General features: G+C 60.5%; 16 protein-coding genes and 1 riboswitch. Of the genes, 13 read left to right on the top strand and 3 right to left on the bottom strand.

Annotated features, from left to right (window positions below):
- Positions 1-177 precede the first annotated feature (177 nt).
- From HMPREF2736_RS06125 to HMPREF2736_RS06070, 12 genes are all read left to right on the top strand, one after another.
- Positions 178-798 (top strand): aa3-type cytochrome oxidase subunit III, encoded by a 621-nt coding sequence (locus HMPREF2736_RS06125; RefSeq protein WP_180950032.1) that lies wholly within the window; start codon positions 178-180, stop codon positions 796-798.
- 62 nt (positions 799-860) lie between these two features.
- Positions 861-1,709 carry a cytochrome bc1 complex diheme cytochrome c subunit gene (locus HMPREF2736_RS06120; RefSeq protein WP_070422169.1) on the top strand — a complete coding sequence of 283 codons (849 nt, stop codon included), beginning with the start codon at positions 861-863 and terminating at the stop codon, positions 1,707-1,709.
- Entirely contained in the window at positions 1,706-2,926 is a 1,221-nt protein-coding gene (locus HMPREF2736_RS06115) for a cytochrome bc1 complex Rieske iron-sulfur subunit (protein ID WP_070422170.1), read from the top strand. Before HMPREF2736_RS06120 ends, HMPREF2736_RS06115 begins: the two co-directional genes overlap by 4 nt.
- Entirely contained in the window at positions 2,926-4,548 is a 1,623-nt protein-coding gene (locus HMPREF2736_RS06110; RefSeq protein ID WP_070422171.1) for a cytochrome bc1 complex cytochrome b subunit, read from the top strand. The genes HMPREF2736_RS06115 and HMPREF2736_RS06110 overlap by 1 nt, the downstream gene beginning before the upstream one ends.
- A gap of 391 nt (positions 4,549-4,939) precedes the next feature.
- Positions 4,940-5,082, top strand: a riboswitch (cyclic di-AMP (ydaO/yuaA leader).
- A 14-nt stretch (positions 5,083-5,096) separates the two neighbouring features.
- On the top strand, positions 5,097-5,843 hold the full coding sequence (locus tag HMPREF2736_RS06105) for a C40 family peptidase (RefSeq protein WP_070422172.1): 747 nt from the start codon (positions 5,097-5,099) through the stop codon (positions 5,841-5,843).
- A gap of 193 nt (positions 5,844-6,036) precedes the next feature.
- Entirely contained in the window at positions 6,037-7,065 is a 1,029-nt protein-coding gene (locus HMPREF2736_RS06100) for a C40 family peptidase (protein WP_083316777.1), read from the top strand.
- A gap of 7 nt (positions 7,066-7,072) precedes the next feature.
- On the top strand, positions 7,073-8,200 hold the full coding sequence (locus HMPREF2736_RS06095; RefSeq protein ID WP_070829115.1) for a glycosyltransferase family 4 protein: 1,128 nt from the start codon (positions 7,073-7,075) through the stop codon (positions 8,198-8,200).
- Positions 8,201-8,235: 35 nt separating this feature from the next.
- Positions 8,236-9,198, top strand: a complete 963-nt coding sequence (locus HMPREF2736_RS06090; RefSeq protein WP_070484010.1) for an ROK family protein — start codon at positions 8,236-8,238, stop codon at positions 9,196-9,198.
- Between the two features lie 14 nt (positions 9,199-9,212).
- Complete coding sequence (locus HMPREF2736_RS06085; RefSeq protein ID WP_070829113.1) at positions 9,213-9,965, top strand: lysophospholipid acyltransferase family protein; 753 nt, start codon at positions 9,213-9,215, stop codon at positions 9,963-9,965.
- Positions 9,965-10,180 carry a hypothetical protein gene (locus HMPREF2736_RS06080; protein ID WP_070422177.1) on the top strand — a complete coding sequence of 72 codons (216 nt, stop codon included), beginning with the start codon at positions 9,965-9,967 and terminating at the stop codon, positions 10,178-10,180. The genes HMPREF2736_RS06085 and HMPREF2736_RS06080 overlap by 1 nt, the downstream gene beginning before the upstream one ends.
- Before the next feature lie 9 nt (positions 10,181-10,189).
- Complete coding sequence (locus HMPREF2736_RS06075; protein WP_070484004.1) at positions 10,190-10,702, top strand: polyadenylate-specific 3'-exoribonuclease AS; 513 nt, start codon at positions 10,190-10,192, stop codon at positions 10,700-10,702.
- A 78-nt stretch (positions 10,703-10,780) separates the two neighbouring features.
- Positions 10,781-12,169, top strand: a complete 1,389-nt coding sequence (locus HMPREF2736_RS06070) for a class II 3-deoxy-7-phosphoheptulonate synthase (protein ID WP_070422179.1) — start codon at positions 10,781-10,783, stop codon at positions 12,167-12,169.
- A gap of 35 nt (positions 12,170-12,204) precedes the next feature.
- Here the strand turns inward: HMPREF2736_RS06070 and HMPREF2736_RS06065 are convergent, their stop codons facing one another.
- Positions 12,205-13,500 (bottom strand): protein kinase domain-containing protein, encoded by a 1,296-nt coding sequence (locus tag HMPREF2736_RS06065; RefSeq protein ID WP_070829111.1) that lies wholly within the window; start codon positions 13,498-13,500, stop codon positions 12,205-12,207.
- 25 nt (positions 13,501-13,525) lie between these two features.
- On the opposite strand from HMPREF2736_RS06065, the gene HMPREF2736_RS06060 reads away from it, so the two are divergent.
- Positions 13,526-13,888: an Rv2175c family DNA-binding protein gene (locus HMPREF2736_RS06060; RefSeq protein ID WP_224213699.1), complete on the top strand. Its 363-nt coding sequence runs from the start codon at positions 13,526-13,528 to the stop codon at positions 13,886-13,888.
- Here the strand turns inward: HMPREF2736_RS06060 and HMPREF2736_RS06055 are convergent.
- Together HMPREF2736_RS06055 and HMPREF2736_RS06050 are read right to left on the bottom strand one after the other, a co-directional pair.
- Entirely contained in the window at positions 13,857-15,302 is a 1,446-nt protein-coding gene (locus HMPREF2736_RS06055) for an alpha-(1->6)-mannopyranosyltransferase A (protein ID WP_070829110.1), read from the bottom strand. The genes HMPREF2736_RS06060 and HMPREF2736_RS06055 overlap by 32 nt on opposite strands.
- Positions 15,302-16,393: a polyprenyl synthetase family protein gene (locus HMPREF2736_RS06050; protein ID WP_070450867.1), complete on the bottom strand. Its 1,092-nt coding sequence runs from the start codon at positions 16,391-16,393 to the stop codon at positions 15,302-15,304. The genes HMPREF2736_RS06055 and HMPREF2736_RS06050 overlap by 1 nt, the downstream gene beginning before the upstream one ends.
- Positions 16,394-16,402 lie beyond the last annotated feature (9 nt).

Raw genomic sequence — 16,402 nt, 5'->3', positions numbered from 1 at the left:
GCGCAATGACCTGCGTTGATGTGCGTCGGATAGACGCTATAAAAAGTTCCCGAACTTCTAAAAATTATTTTTGCAACCAAAATGTTTTTAAATGCTGCTGGTTGGCCCCTGTCTCACAGGGAAATCGTGGGGGTGAATGAGATGAATATCAGGAAGAAATAGGGGATAATCGCATGCGTGACGACCGCAACTACTAACCCAAATATGGCGACTCCGCAGAATCGTCTTCCGGCGCTGAACCGGCCGAACATGGTCAGCGTTGGCACGATCGCGTTCCTCGCCCAAGAGCTCATGTTCTTTGCCGGCTTGTTCGCGATGTACTTCACATCGCGTGCAAACGGCCTCGCCGCAGGTGACTGGAGCAACCAGACGGACCACCTCAACGTCCTTTTCGGCGGAATCATTACCGTCGTGCTGATTGGTTCCTCTTTCACCTCTCAGTTCGGCGTGTTCGCTGCAGAACGAGGTGACGTATACGGCTTGCGCAAGTGGTTCACCGTAACCGTTGTGCTTGGCGTCATCTTCCTCGGTCTGGTGGCATTCGAATGGACCGAGATGGTCATGCACGGCGTGACCCCGCAGTCCAGCGTTTATGGATCGGTGTTCTACATCATCACCGGTTTCCACATGGCGCACGTGACTGCAGGCATCATCGCGTTCATCGTTGTGCTGATGCGAGTAGCCAAGTCGAAGTTCACCCCGGCACAGGCAACTGCTGCCATGGTGGTTTCGTACTACTGGCACTTCGTCGACGCCATTTGGATCGGCGTGTTCATCACCCTGTACCTCGTCCAGTAGCCGTGCCCTGGGTATAACCCGGGCTGCAGACGTGTTCTGAAAACTCGTTAATAAGGAACAAAATGGAAAACTCACCCAACAAGAAGCGTCGCGCACGCAAGGCGCAGCGCACCTTCGCAGGTGCTGCTGCGTTGACGCTGGGCTTGTCCGGCGCGGGTCTTCTCGCATCGGCGTTGGCCCCTAATGCACAGGTGGCCACCGCCCAGCGTGACGACCAGGCCCTTATCCAGGAGGGTAAGGAAATCTACGATGTCGCTTGCATCACCTGCCACGGTGCGAACCTGCAGGGCGTTGCCGACCGTGGTCCGTCTCTGATCGGTACCGGCGAAGGCGCCGTGTACTTCCAGGTCAACTCTGGCCGTATGCCGATGATGTCGAACGACGCGCAGGCTGAGCGTAAGAAGCCGCGCTACACGGAGAACCAGGCTCTCGCCTTGGCTGCATATGTCGCAGCCAACGGTGGAGGCCCGGAGCTCGTGTACAACCCGGACGGCACCCTGGCTAAGGAAGAGCTGCGCGGCAAGAACTACGACGGCAAGGTTCAGGAAGCAGACGTCGCACGTGGCGGCGAACTCTTCCGTTTGAACTGCGCCTCCTGCCACAACTTCACCGGTCGTGGTGGCGCATTGTCTTCTGGTAAGTACGCCCCGGTGCTCGACCCTGCGAACGAGCAGGAGATCTACCAGGCGATGCTCACTGGTCCGCAGAACATGCCGAAGTTCTCTGACCGTCAGCTCAGCGCTGATGAGAAGAAGGACATCATTGCCTTCATTAAGTCGACCAAGGAGACCCCGTCCCCGGGTGGCTGGTCCCTCGGTGGCCTCGGCCCGGTTTCTGAAGGTATTGCGATGTGGATGATCGGCATCTCGCTGGTCGCCGCTGGTGCTATGTGGATTGGATCCCGCTCATGAGTGATGTGAAGAAGAATTACACGAAGGAAGAGCTTGACCGCATGAGCAATGCGGAGCTCGCTGCTCTCGGCACGGAGCTTGACGACGTAACGGTTGCTTACCGTAAGGAGCGCTTCCCGGTCGAGGGTGACCCTCGCGAGAAGTCCTCTGAGCGTGGCATCAAGATTTGGTTGGCCATCTCGGTTCTCGCCGCGATTGCTTTCCTCGGTGTTTACCTGTTCTGGCCGTGGGAGCCGAAGTTCCACGGCGACGAAGGTCTCTGGATCTACACCTTCTACACGCCACTGCTTGGTCTGACTGCAGGCCTGGCCTTTCTCGGCCTGGGTGTTGCAATCATCCAGTACGTGAAGAAGTTCGTCCCTGAAGAGATCGCTGTACAGCGTCGCCACGACGGCCCGTCCAGCGAGCTGGATCGTCGCACTACGACCGCACTGCTGAACGATGCTTGGGAGACCTCGACGCTTGGTCGTCGCAAGGCGCTCAAGGGTCTGCTCGGCACCGCTGGTGTCCTCGCCGGTCTGATGGTCATCGCTCCGCTTGGCGGCATGATCAAGAACCCGTGGAAGGTCCGCCACGAGCTGAACTACTTCGGCGACGGCACCCTGTGGACCCACGGCTGGACCGTCCAGGATCAAGGCGTGAAGGTTTACCTCGGCCGCGACACCGGTGCGATTGCAGAACTTCACAAGGGTGAGGTCGGCTCGCACTACACCACCGCCGGCGTGTCCCGCCTGGTGCGTATGCGTCCGGAGGACCTTGCCGCCGCTGCGATGGAGACCGTGTTCCCGCTCTACCCAGAGGACGTCAATGACGGCAAGGAATACGACCCGAAGCGCGATGTGTATGAGAACCACATGCACTCCATCCACGGTCCGCGCAACGCTGTCATGCTGATCCGTCTGCGTTCTGAGGACGCGAAGCGCGTCATCGAACGTGAGGGTCAGGAAGACTTCCACTACGGCGATTACTACGCCTACTCCAAGATTTGCACGCACATTGGTTGCCCGACCTCGCTGTACGAGGCTCAGACCAACCGCATCCTGTGCCCGTGCCACCAGTCACAGTTCGATGCGTTGCAGCACGGTAAGCCGATCTTCGGTCCCGCCGCTCGTGCACTGCCGCAGCTTCCTGTGACGGTTGACGAAGACGGTTACCTCATCGCCAACGGGAACTTCATTGAGCCCGTCGGCCCGGCATTCTGGGAGCGTCAGTCCTAATGAGTACGAAACTTCAGCAAGCCGCAAACAATGCGGATTCCCGCTTTACCGTTGCGGGCGTCCTGCGCCCGCAGCTCAACAAGGTCTTCCCGACGCACTGGTCCTTCATGCTCGGCGAGATGGCGCTCTACAGCTTCATCATCCTGCTGCTGACTGGTATCTACCTGGCCTTGTTCTTCGACCCGTCGATCACCAAGGTGATCTACGACGGTGCATACCTGCCGCTCAACGGCGTCGAAATGTCCCGTGCATACGCAACCGCGCTTGACATTTCCTTTGACGTCCGCGGTGGCCTGTTTGTTCGTCAGATGCACCACTGGGCTGCACTGATGTTCATGATGGCAATGTTCGCCCACATGATGCGTGTCTTCTTCACCGGTGCGTTCCGTCGCCCGCGTGAGGCAAACTGGCTCATCGGTGTAACCCTTGTCCTCCTCGGCATGATTGAGGGCTTCATGGGCTACTCCCTGCCGGACGATCTGCTCTCCGGTGTTGGTCTGCGCATTATGTCCGCGATCATCCTGGGCCTGCCGATCATCGGCACCTGGATGCACTGGGCTATCTTCGGCGGCGACTTCCCGTCCGATCTGATGCTGGACCGCTTCTACATCCTGCACGTGCTGATCCTGCCGGGCATCATCCTGGCGCTGATCGCAGCTCACCTGCTGCTCGTGTGGTTCCAGAAGCACACCCAGTTCCCGGGACCGGGTCGCACCGAGAACAACGTTGTTGGTGTCCGCATCATGCCGGTGTTTGCAACGCACGCAATCGGCTACATGATGATCGTGTTCGCAGTGCTGGCTGCAATGGCTGGTCTGACCACCATCAACGGTATTTGGAACATCGGCCCGTACAACCCGTCGCAGGTGTCTGCTGGTTCGCAGCCTGACGTCTACATGCTGTGGACTGATGGTGCCGCCCGTGTCATGCCGGCTTGGGAGCTCTACATCGGTAGCTACACCATCCCGGGTGCATTCTGGGTCGCACTGCTCTGTGGTCTGATGGTTGCGCTGCTCATCGCCTACCCCTTTATCGAGAAGAAGGTCACCGGCGACGACGCACACCACAACTTGCTGCAGCGTCCGCGTGACGTTCCGGTACGTACCGGCATCGGCGTGATGGGTCTGACCTTCTTCCTGCTGATGACCATCTCCGGTGGTAACGACCACGTTGCTCACTTCTTCCAGATCTCGCTGAACGCGATGACCTGGGTGGGACGTATCGGCATCATTGTTCTGCCGCCGCTGGCATTCTTCATCACCTACCGTCTGTGCATCGGCCTGCAGCGCTCCGACCGCGCTGTGCTGGAGCACGGTATCGAGACCGGCATCATCAAGCGTTTGCCGAACGGTGCCTTCATCGAGATCCACCAGCCGCTTGGCCCAGTGGACGAGAATGGTCACCCGGTTCCGCTCGAGTACGCAGGTGCTCGTGTGCCGAAGCAGATGAACCAGCTTGGCTTCGCTGACTCTGAGACCATCGGTAAGTTCTCGCCCGCCGAGATCGGCGTGTCTGAGCGTGTACGCGATGCAGAGAAGCAGAAGCACGAGGAGGCTGTCGAGACGCTGCGTGCTCTCGAGGCCAACAAGGATCGCGACGACCGCGACGTATCGCCTCGCTAGCATGTAAGTAGTTGCGTGAATCGCCCCTCACCACACTGTGGTGCGGGGCGATTTTCTTTGTAACAATGAGGTTAACAAGCAAGTGTGAGTAAGATCACACAATCCGTTTTAATTGGATTGTCTTTAACTTTGCGGAGATCAACTTGCTTCTTGGTTTGGCGGATAAATGCGCAGCGTATGGCTGTGTTTTGAGGTTGTTGGACCGTTCTTAGTTTTCATTTAGAAACGCAGACTTCGACGCTGTTTCGCATCAAATCTTTTGATAACGGAACTGTAACGGCGTGTTGGCTGGACACTCTTGTTGCCGTTTCGTAACCTGTTCGAGACATTGCGACAACAGCCGTTGGAAGCATGGATCGAAAACAACATATGAGCCGTAACTCTGAAGTGGAGATCGGAAAAGCCGATCGAAGCCGAAGGGGACCGGGGAACCAGAGTGGAGCACCTGCTCCCGTGGGGCGTAGGTCGTTCGGACCGAGGGTCATTTCTCAACACCCCGCCCGACAGCTAACCCGGTTGGCGAAGAGAAGATATGGAGAAAATCTAAAGTGGCAAAGCACCGTCGCCAGACCAACACCGCAGCCCGCGCAGCAGCGGCCACCACCGCTCTCGCAGCAGGCGCTGCACTCATTGCGCCGGCCGCCGCCTCCGCAGCAGAGGTCCGCGTCCCCAACTCGCCGATCGCAGTACAGGTCCCGGGTATTGAGACCATTCCAGGCGTAGCGGCAATCCCGGGCATTGACGCCTGGATCCCGTCGCTGAAGGGCGCAGCCGCTACGGGCGACGCTCAGGCTGCTATCGCTCGCGTGAAGGCTCTGCCGGGCGTGAACAACGTTCCGGGCTTCAGCGCCTTCATCGCGAACGTCGAGAAGCAGGTTCTGCCGGCTCAGGCCGCAACCAACTACTCGGCACCGGCCGCTGCGCCGCAGCCGGCTCCGGCCCCGCAGCCGTCCTTCGCTGAGCGCGTCGTGTCCATCGCGCAGTCCAAGGTTGGTTCCCCGTACGTTTACGGTGCAGCTGGCCCGAACGCATTCGACTGCTCCGGTTTCACCTCCTGGGTTTACGCTCAGGCTGGCAAGTCCATCCCGCGTACCTCCCAGGCTCAGGCTGCTGCTGGCCAGCAGGTTGCGCTGAGCAACATCCAGCCGGGTGACATCGTTGTTTACTACGGTGGTGCATCCCACGTTGGCATCTACGTTGGCAACGGCCAGATCATCGATGCGCTGAACTCCGGTATCCCGGTGGGCTACCGCGATCTGCACCTCATGCCGATCCACTCTGTGGTTCGCTTCTAACGGCACGTTTTCAAGCCCCGACTCTGTTTTGGAGTTGGGGCTTTCGTGCGTTTTGGGGACCTTGACACCTCGTGCGTCACACCAGTGCTCTTGATTCACAATATGCTGTGTGGCCATGTTTTTTGCTTGGACGGTGGGGCCGATGTCGCTATAGTTTTTGTGTTCTCACAAGTATTGCGAAAAGGTTTTGGTCGTGGGTAAGCACTCTTTTCAGTCTCGTCGTCCTTCTGCTCAGAAGACTGCGGTGTCCGCGCTCGTCGGCGCCATTCTCGCCGGCGGCGTCGCGGCCCCTGTGAAGGCCGATGATGTCGATGCTCTCATCGATGAGATGGAGCAGATCTCCCACGACGCCACTGCGAAGTCGGAAGAAATTAAGGGACTCGAAGAGAAAATCGCCGATTCAGAGCGCAAGGTTGAGGAAGCCAATGGCCGCGCTGCAGAGGCGAAACAGGAACTTGCCGCTATTCAAGAGGTAAGCAACGAGCATCGCAGGAATGTCGGTGACATTGCGCAGTCCCGTTACCGTATCCCGAAATCTGACGCGATCCTGACCACCCTGGATTCGGGCAACCCGCAAGAGGCGATCGACCGTTCTGCTTATTTGGCGGCGCTCACTCGCAAGTCTCAACGCGCGTTGACCGAGTTGGAGGATGCCAACCGGATGGCGGCAGAGAAGTCCAACTCGGCCAATATTGCGGTGGCTGAGGCACGCCATGCGCGCAATGAGCTGGAGATTCAGCGTAAGAAGCTGGAGCGTGAACGTGAAGAGCTGGATGACAAGGTTCGTGACATCGAACACCGCGTAGACAACTTGAGCGAGGCCGATCGCCTGCGCTGGATCAATAAGGACAACCCGATCAGCGGCGCGTCGCTTCCGGGCGTGGACTCCGGAATCGTTGGTGCGGCGTTGGCGCAAGTGGGTAAGCCATATGGCTGGGGCTCTGCTGGACCGGATGCGTTCGATTGCTCTGGTTTGATGGTGTGGGCGTATGGGCAGAACGGCATTAGCATTCCGCGTACCTCCCAAGCGCAGCTTGCGGGTGGCACGCCGGTGTCACTGGATGCGTTGCAGCCGGGTGACATCATTGGTTACTACCCGGGCGTGACTCACGTGGGTATGTACATCGGTAACGGCATGGTCGTGCACTCGTCTGACTACGGCATTCCGATCCAGGTAGTGCCGGCGAACTCCATGCCGATTCAGGGGGCTGTGCGCTACTAGCGCGATTATGACCACGTTGTTGGTAACGAATGATTTCCCGCCCACTGTCGGCGGGATTCAGTCGTACTTGCGGGATTACGTCGACGAGCTCGTCAAGCGCGAAGGCCCGGAATCAATCATCGTGCTCGCCTCCGTCCAGGAAGCAGATGCTGCGCGCGAGTGGGACGCCGAGCAGAGTTTCGCGGTGATTCGTTGGCCTCGCAACATCATGTTGCCTACCCCGGGGCTTGCTCGGGAGATGGCTCGAATTATCAGAACGCACAGCATCGACACTGTGTGGTTCGGTGCGGCTGCACCGTTGGCAATTCTCGGTGCCCAGGCGAAACGTGCTGGAGCAAAACGTGTGGTGGCTACTACCCACGGCCACGAGGTGGGCTGGGCGATGATTCCTGTGGCCCGTCAGGTGTTGCGCCGGATTGGTCGTAGCGCGGATGTGGTGACGTACATTTCGCGGTTCACGATAGAGCGCTTGCAGGCGGTGTTCGGCGATGACGTCGACTATGTTGCGCTGCCGTCGGGGGTGGACACGGATTTCTTCGCGCCAGCGAGCGCGCACAAGCGGGATGAAACGCGGCGCTGGCTCGGCGTGGGTGATGCGCCACTTGTGGTGTGTTCGTCGCGGTTGGTCCCGCGCAAGGGACAGGATGTGTTGATCCGTGCGTTGCCGGAGATTCGTCGATACGCGCCGAATGCGAGATTGGTGATTGTGGGGGAGGGGCCGTACGAGCAGCGGCTGCGCAAGCTCGCCGCGTCTTCGCCGGGCGTGGAATTCACGGGCCGGGTGTCGCGCGAGCGGTTGCGCGACATTGTGGCTGCCGCCGATGTGTTTGCCATGCCCGCGCGGACGCGGTGGGGTGGTCTTGATGTGGAAGGTCTGGGGATTGTGTATCTCGAGGCGCAGGCGTGTGGGGTTGCGGTAGTCGCTGGCGATTCCGGTGGTGCGCCGGAGACGGTGGTGCCGGAAAGCGGTGTCGTCGTCAATGGTCGCGATGTGAATGAGGTCGCGCGGTCCATTGGGCAATTGCTTTGCGACGACCACCGCACCGCCATGGGCACCGCCGGGCGCAAGCATGTACAACGGGAGTTTTCGTGGGGCACTCTGGGGGAGCGCCTGCGCGACGTGTTGGCGGGTTAGGGCTGACCGCTGTCAGGGGCATAAACTGTCCGGCTATGACTTCACAACGAGGAGACCAGGCGCTGACAGTCGGCTTTGACATTGGCGGGACGAACGCTCGTGCATCTGTGGTCGCGCCGGATGGGTCGATCCTCGACACGGTGAGTACGCGGACCCCGCAGGACGCTGACGGGCTGACCCGCACGATCGTGCAGATGGTCGAGCAGCTCCAGGACAAACACGAGATCGGGGCAGTTGGCGCTGCCGTTGCGGGCTTCCTCGACCCGGAGTGTGAAATCGTGCGTTTTGCGCCCCATTTGCCGTGGCGTGATGATCAGCCGGTGCGCAAAGATTTGGAGAATGCGCTGGGGCTGCCGGTCCGGCTCGAGCACGATGCGAATGCGGCAGCCTGGGGTGAGTATCGGTTCGGTGCCGCTCGTGACGCAGAGACGTGGGTGTTTTTCGCCGTCGGCACAGGGATCGGCGCAACGCTGATGCACCGTGGCGAGATTTACCGTGGTGCGTTCGGCACCGCGCCTGAGTTTGGCCACATCACGGTGGTGCCGGGAGGTCGGGTGTGCTCGTGTGGCAAGCAGGGCTGTCTTGAGCGATACGCTTCTGGCACCTCGCTGGTCGATTGTGCGATCGAGATTGCCAGCAGGGGAGGGTATCGAGGTTCCGATTTGTACCGGGAGGTCGTCGAAAAGCGAGCAAGCGGGCACGACATTATGGCCGCAGCACGCGCAGGCGATGGGCTGGGTGTGGCGGCTCTGGAGAGTTTCTCCATCTGGCTGGGACGAGGCCTGGCAATGGTGTCCGACATTTTGGATCCATCGCTGATCGTCCTCGGCGGTGGTGTGAGCGAAGACGCTGATCTTTTCCTTGACGCTGCCAAAGCGTCCATGGCGTCGAACATCGTCGGCGCTGGATACCGTCCGCTGCCGGAGATCCTCTGTGCTGAGCTCGGAGCGAAGGCGGGTATGATTGGCGTTGCTGATTTGGCCCGCCAGCTGCGATAAAAAGGGGAGAAACAATGGCAAACAAGTGGTATTCCCTGTTCAAGGCTATTTTCGGGCCGCCGCTGTTGGTGTGGAACCGCCCGCGCATTTACGGTGTGGAGAACATCCCGGAGGAAGGTCCGGCCCTGTTGGTTTCTAACCATCAGGCTGTGCTGGATTCCTTTTACTTGCCGTTGATGGTTCGCCGACAGCTGAAGTTCCCGGCCAAAATGGAGTACTTCACTGGCACGGGGCTCAGTGGACGTTTGCAGCGGTTTTTCTTCACCGCCGTAGGCCAAGTTCCCATTGACCGAAGCTCCGACACCGCCGGGGACGTCTTGCTGGAAACGGTGAAGAAGATTTTCGACGACGGCGAGCTCTTCGGCATTTATGCCGAGGGAACCCGTTCGCCGGATGGGCGTGTGTACAAGGGGCGCACTGGCATGGCGCGCATTGCTATGCCAACCGGCGTGCCTGTGATTTTGGTCGGCATGATTGGATCTGGTCGCGCGAACCCGATCGGCACCAAGCTCATCCGGCCGGTCAAGGTGCAGATCAAGATTTCGGAGCCGATTGATCCGCGAGCTTGGGCGGTTGAAAATGGCTACGACCCTGACTCGCGCGAGGCCGTGCGTCCCTTTACGGACTACTGCATGCATCGCATTGCAGAGATGATCGGTGAGGAATACGCGGATGTCTACGCGACCGATGTGAAGAAGTCCCTCGAGCAGACGGGGAAGTACCCCGAAGGTGCTGAACCGAAAACTGGGCCGAAAGGTGTGCAGTAATGAATAAACCACTTGTTACCCGAATCGCGTTGGTATGCGTCGTTGTTGTGATGTTCCTGATTGCGTCTGAGCAGGGCTGGTACCCGAAACTGTCGGGCCCGCTTGCTGTCGTTGCGGTGGCTGCAGTGATGTTTTGGCCGAGGCGTGTTGAGGGTGAGAAGGGCCCTTCGCGACGCGAGGTGTTGGGGGATATTCGATCGGAGCAACGGAAGTAGTTCGACGCAGTGAGATTCTTCTACGACACCGAATTCATTGAGGACGGCGAAACCATCGAGCTGGTGTCCATCGGCATTGTTGCTGAGGATGGCCGCGAATACTATGCGGTGTCCGATGAGTTCGACCCAGCACGCGCCAACGCTTGGGTCAAAGCGCACGTGTTGTCGAAGCTCCCTCCGAAGAACCAACCAGTGTGGAAGTCGCTGGAGCGCATCCGTAACGAGGTCTATGAGTTTCTCACCTCGGGTGACACCAGGCCAGAACTGTGGGCTTGGGTTGGCGCCTATGACCACGTGGTGCTCGCGCAACTATGGGGTGACATGTCTGGTCTGCCGCGTTCGCTGCCGCGCTACACCTGCGAGCTGAAGCAGTATTGGCAGATGGCGGGCAAGCCGCGTCTGCCACGGGTGCCGGAGGGCAACCACGATGCTCTCGTTGATGCGCGCCATAATCTGCGGAAGTTTCGTGTGTGTGCGGAGCATTTGCCGTTGAACCGCGACGGCGCCGTATCCAAAATGTGAGACGATAAAACCGCCTTGTGAGAAGTTGCAGGCTGTACCGCCTGTACTGGGGCAGTAATCCGTGCTAAATATAGAACGGTGAGCTGGACTATTGATATCCCCAAAGAGGTACTGCCCGATCTGCCGCCGCTGCCGGGAGATTTAAACGCGCAGTTTGAAGATGTTATTTCCCGCGATGCGAAGCAGCAGCCGTCGTGGGACCCTGCCCAGGCTGAGTATGTTCGCAAGATTTTGGAGTCCGTCCCGCCGGTCGTGCTCGCGCCCGAGGTTGAGGGGCTCAAGTCGCATCTAGCGGACGTCGCCAACGGCAAGGCGTTCATGCTGCAGGGTGGCGATTGTGCTGAGACGTTCGAGTCCAACACCGAGCCACACATCCGTGCCAACGTGCAGACCCTGCTGCAGATGGCTGCGGTGTTGACCTACGGTGCGTCGATGCCGGTGGTCAAACTTGCTCGTATTGCTGGCCAGTACGCGAAGCCGCGCTCGTCTGATCTTGATGAGAATGGTTTGCCGAATTACCGCGGTGACATCGTCAACGGTGTGGATCCGACCGAGGAGTCTCGTCGCCACGATCCGGCCCGCATGGTGCGTGCGTACGCGAACTCGTCGGCGGCGATGAACTTGGTGCGTGCCCTGACGGCGTCCGGTACTGCGGACCTGCACAACATCAACAACTGGAACCGAGAGTTCGTGACTAACTCGCCGGCGGGTGCGCGTTACGAAGCACTTGCTCGCGAGATTTCGCGTTCGCTTGCGTTCATGGATGCTTGTGGCGTCAGCGACACGAACCTGCGTACGTCCAGCGTGTACGCATCCCACGAGGCGCTGTTGGTGGATTACGAACGTGCGATGCTGCGTTTGGCCACGGATTCGAAGGGTGAGACGAAGCTTTACGATCTGTCCGCCCACCAGCTCTGGATCGGTGAGCGCACCCGCGGTATCGACGATTTCCACGTCAACTTCGCCGCGATGATCAGCAACCCGATCGGTATCAAGTTGGGCCCGACCACCACTCCAGAAGAGGCTGTCGCTTACGCAGATAAGCTTGATCCGAACCGCGAGCCGGGTCGTTTGACCATGGTGATCCGCATGGGGCAGGACCGGATCCGCGAAGTACTGCCTGGCATTGTCAAGGCGGTTGAGGCCTCCGGCCACAAGGTCATTTGGCAGTCGGACCCGATGCACGGCAATACGTTCACGTCGAGCAATGGCTACAAGACGCGTCACTTTGACAAGATCATCGACGAAGTTCAGGGCTTCTTCGAGGTCCACCGCGAACTCGGCAGCCACCCGGGTGGTATTCACATCGAGCTCACGGGTGAAGACGTCACTGAGTGCCTCGGCGGTGCGCAGGACATCACTGATGTGGATCTGCCGGGCCGTTACGAGTCCGCTTGCGACCCGCGTCTGAACACCGAGCAGGCACTCGAGCTGTCCTTCCTCGTTGCAGAGATGCTGCGCTACTAAGACAGCGCTACTCGGCCAGCGCTACTCGGCCAGCGCTACCGCGGGATGACGATCTCCGGGATGTCGCCATACATCCCGGAGCCGAACCACCACGCGCCCAGACCAACCGCAGCTACCACGGCGATTGCAACAGCGGTGTAGAGCACGACACCGATCAGAGAGCGGTTAGTTACCGGCTTGACAGCGGGGCGCTTTGCCGGATTGGGAGCGGCAGGCCGGGGTGCACGTGGTGGCACGGGTGCGGGCACGGGGGCGGCTGCAGGCGGAACGGGGGCCGGAACCGGAGCCGCCTGTGCAGCGGGCCATTGGCTGCGTGACGGCAGTTCTGGGGACGCCTGCTTAGTTGGCCTCTCAACTGCAGGGGCGACTCGCGTTGGAGCCTCGTCATCGGGGAAGAGGCGTCGCTGTGCGGCGTTGTTGACCAGTCCGAAGTTAGTCGGGTGTGCTGCGGCTCGCGTGGCTGCGGCATTGCGCGGGGCAGGCACGGTGTAATCCGGCAGTGCAAGTTCGGCTGCTACGTCGTCGAGTGCGGCGAGGAATTCTCCCGCATCGCGGAAGCGCGCTTCGGGGGTGCGGGCGGTTGCGGTGGCGACGAGCTCGTCGAAAAGCATTGGCACCCCGGCAATGAGTGAGGACGGCGCGGGCACATCTCCATGGAGGCGTGCGTACGCGTGCGCGATGGGGGTGTCGCCGTGAAATGGCGTGCGGCCGGTGAGGAGTTCGAACAACACGATGCCGGCGGAGTACACATCCGACGCGGCTGTGATGGGGCTGCCGTCGACTTGTTCGGGGGAGAGGTAGGCGACGGTGCCCACGATTTGGTCGGTCGAATGTGTGTTTTCGGCGGCTGCGCGCACGAGGCCGAAGTCGGAGAGTTTGACGCGGCTGGAGGCGTCGATAAGCACGTTGTCCGGCTTAATATCGCGGTGCACCATGCCTTTCTCATGCGCGACAGAAAGTCCCGTGAGCATGCCGCGCATCACCTCCGCGGCTGCGTGGGGAGGCATCGGACCACGCTCGGCGAGCAATTCGCGCAGCGTGCCGCCGGTGATGAGTTCCATGATGAGAAACACGTTGTTGCCGGACGCGGAGAAGTCGTACACGTTGACCAAGTTAGGGTGGCTGAGCTGCGCCATCGCGCGGGCTTCGCGCCGGAAGCGGTCGCGAAACACAGCGTCGTGGACGTATTGCTCGTGCATGACTTTCGCAGCGACTTCCCGGCCCAGGCGGGAATCGATGCAGCGATACACCGTGGCCATGCCACCACGGGCGATGGCGCGGTCCACGACGTAGCGTTCGTCGAGAGTTGTGCCTGGAGCGAGTGTTGCCATGTACCCCAGGGTAGAATCGTGCGCCGTGAGCACACAAACGAATCTCGAGCAATTGCTTAGCGACGAAACCTTGCTGGCCTTTCCCGACGCCGCCGAAGCGTTGGGCGTTCCGGTCACTCGTGTGCACGACTATGTCGGTGCCCGCAAACTTGTCATGTACATCCGGGATGGTAAAAAATTCATCCCGGCTGGGCTGATCGGTGAGGATGGGTTGTCGAAGTTCGTCTCAGGCGCGATCACCGTGCTTGCCGATGGCGGCTACAACGACGAGGAGATCCTCACATTCCTCTACACCGAAGAGGATTCGCTGCCGGGGCGCCCGATTGACGCCTTGCATGGTCAGAAAGCGCGCGAGGTTATTCGTCGTGCGCAAGCGATGGCGTTCTAAACACCCAGCGAGTCGCTACCACGGCGACGATGAAGGCTGCGGCGAGGAACCACACGTCGTAGAGCCTGTGGTTGCCGCTGCCTGTAAACGCGAGTGCCACGACGATGGATGCGCCGGTGGTAATTCTAGCTACCCAGGCCGGTGCCCGGAACGTGCCCACGAGCGCCAAGATGGAGGCGTAGTACCACGGCAGCGTTACCGCGTTGGTGACAAACGCTGCCGTATACGCCACGGTGGTGCCCGCCAGCATCCGCGGCGCGTAGGCCTTGCCGCGCGCCGGGCGGAACCACCACCACGTGATCACGAGCGCGAGGAGCATTGCGAAGCTGAACACCGTGCGGGTGGCTGCAAGCGTTGTGTTGTAGCTGAAGTCGTCGTTGACCAACTGCACGAGCGGGGTAATCAGTTCTGCGGCGAACGTCGGACCGGCCAGCGGATTGATCACCTTCGAGTTACCGGTGATTTCCTCGAGCCAACCCCACGTTGAGCCGCAGACCCACGTCACCACCTGGATGACGGCGACCGAGACCGCCAGCGCCCAGGCTCCAGAGACGGCAAGCGCGGCGAGGTGGTGGGGCACATCGTGGACGCGGGCGCGACGCGTGACCATCAGCCACACCACAAACGGCAACGCGAACGCAGCCGTGGCCTTGAGCGACACCGCGCATGCGATGAGCACGATTCCGGGGGTGCACCACGAGTGTCGCATGCACAGGTACAGGCCCGCGCACACCAGGCCGACCATGACCGCCTCGTTGTGCATGCCGCCAATCAGATGCAGCAGCATGACAGGGTTGGCTACACCTACCCACAGTGCAAACCCGGGGCTAGCACCTGCGAGGCGCGCGATGCGCGGTACCGACCAGACAATGAGCGCGAAACCTGCCAGCGCGATCAGCCGGTAGGCAACGACGCCAAACGCGACGTGGTCGCCGACAATCGTGGTCACCGCTTTGCCAATGCCCAAGTGCAGTGGCCCGTACGGCGTTGTGGTGTTGCGCCAGTCGTGGGAGACCTCCCACAAATACGGGCCGGGGTTGATAGCGGCGCCTTCGGAGTAGGGGTCGAAGCCGTCGCGAAGCATTGCCCCCTGCATGAGGTAGGAGTACACGTCGCGCGACATGATTGGTGCGCTCAAGGCGAGTGGAGCGGCCCACGACCACACCGCACGGAGCACGGTCTGCTCGCCTGGGCGGGTGCGCCACAGCCACAGCCAGGCAAACACGAGAAGACCAGTGCCCGCCATCAGGAGGCCGTCCATCATGCCGCGGCCGTGGCCGTACGTGAGGAACTCAAGGCCTATCGAGCGCATGAGGCCGTCACGGTAACGCGTCGCTCCGGCACCAAAGGAACCGATCGCGATGAGAACGGCTGCGACAACGCCGAGGGGGATCGGCCGGATTTTACCGGCCATCACATACGCCGGTCTGTGGCCTTGTGGGCCAACTCGGACAGTGCCTGGCGAGCCTCAGCAGTAATACCGGCGGTATCCAGGTGAGCAATGCCGGACGCGGTGAGACGGTTAATGCGCTCTTCGACCGCATCCTCCGCACCACTTTGGCGGATGAGATCGGCGAGGCGCTGAAGCACCTTTGGGTCGGTGGCGGTACCTACACCGGCGCGGAGCTCGTCGGCATCGTTGGCGTCGAGAAGCTCAAGCGCCGTCGCGTAAAGGACAGTGCGCTTTCCTTCGCGCAGGTCATCGCCCGCAGGTTTTCCGGTGATTGCTGGGTCGCCGAAGACACCGAGGAGGTCGTCGCGAAGCTGGAATGCGATGCCAATATCGCGTCCGTAACCACGGAATGCCGCAATGGTCTCATCGTCGGCACCAGCAATAGTCGCACCAAGATGAAGCGGACGCTCGATCGTGTACGCGGCGGTCTTAAACCGGTTCACCCGATCCGCCATGTCCGCAGACTCGCTGCCACGGCTTTCCAACGAAATATCAAGGATCTGCCCACCGATGACTTCCGTGCGCATGCCCACCCACGGTTCCGCGGCGCGTTGCAGCGCCTCCAACGAAACACCGGAGTAGCGCCACATATCTTCCGCCCAGACTAAGGCGAGATCGCCGAGCAAAATCGCGGTGTTCACGCCAAACGTCGCAGCGTCGCCCAGCCAATGGTTTTCGAGGTGCTGGGCCTCCACACTGCGGTGCACCGTGGGGTTTCCGCGACGGGTATCGGAGGCGTCCACGATGTCGTCGTGGACCAACGCACACGCCTGGATGAACTCAAGCGCACTCATCGCGCGCAAGACCGCGTTTGGGTCCTCGCCGCTAGTTTCCAAACCACCGGCGCCGACAAAACCGGCCCAGCCGTACAGCGGACGCACTCGCTTGCCACCACCCAGTGTGAACGCGCGCAAGTGCGCGACTGCTTCCGAGACAGGCTCACCGATCGCGGAAATTGCCGGCCCGTGTTCGTCGAAAAACTGCTCCAAATGCTTTTCGACGACACCAGGCACCGCACTTAAGTTCCCAATCCCCAATTCGTGTGTAGCCACGCTGCTCCT

Origin of the sequence: Corynebacterium sp. HMSC036E10, from assembly GCF_001836265.1 — a bacterium.
GTDB lineage: Bacteria > Actinomycetota > Actinomycetes > Mycobacteriales > Mycobacteriaceae > Corynebacterium > Corynebacterium coyleae.
This window is presented reverse-complemented; position numbering and strand designations above follow the sequence as displayed.

Coding starts and splice junctions, on each gene's coding strand:
- HMPREF2736_RS06085 (WP_070829113.1), top strand. CDS start 9,213: ATGGCAAACAAGTGGTATTCCCTGTTCAAGGCTATTTTCGGGCCGCCG.
- HMPREF2736_RS06095 (WP_070829115.1), top strand. CDS start 7,073: ATGACCACGTTGTTGGTAACGAATGATTTCCCGCCCACTGTCGGCGGG.
- HMPREF2736_RS06115 (WP_070422170.1), top strand. CDS start 1,706: ATGAGTGATGTGAAGAAGAATTACACGAAGGAAGAGCTTGACCGCATG.
- HMPREF2736_RS06065 (WP_070829111.1), bottom strand. CDS start 13,500: ATGGCAACACTCGCTCCAGGCACAACTCTCGACGAACGCTACGTCGTG.
- HMPREF2736_RS06080 (WP_070422177.1), top strand. CDS start 9,965: ATGAATAAACCACTTGTTACCCGAATCGCGTTGGTATGCGTCGTTGTT.
- HMPREF2736_RS06110 (WP_070422171.1), top strand. CDS start 2,926: ATGAGTACGAAACTTCAGCAAGCCGCAAACAATGCGGATTCCCGCTTT.
- HMPREF2736_RS06090 (WP_070484010.1), top strand. CDS start 8,236: ATGACTTCACAACGAGGAGACCAGGCGCTGACAGTCGGCTTTGACATT.
- HMPREF2736_RS06120 (WP_070422169.1), top strand. CDS start 861: ATGGAAAACTCACCCAACAAGAAGCGTCGCGCACGCAAGGCGCAGCGC.
- HMPREF2736_RS06055 (WP_070829110.1), bottom strand. CDS start 15,302: ATGGCCGGTAAAATCCGGCCGATCCCCCTCGGCGTTGTCGCAGCCGTT.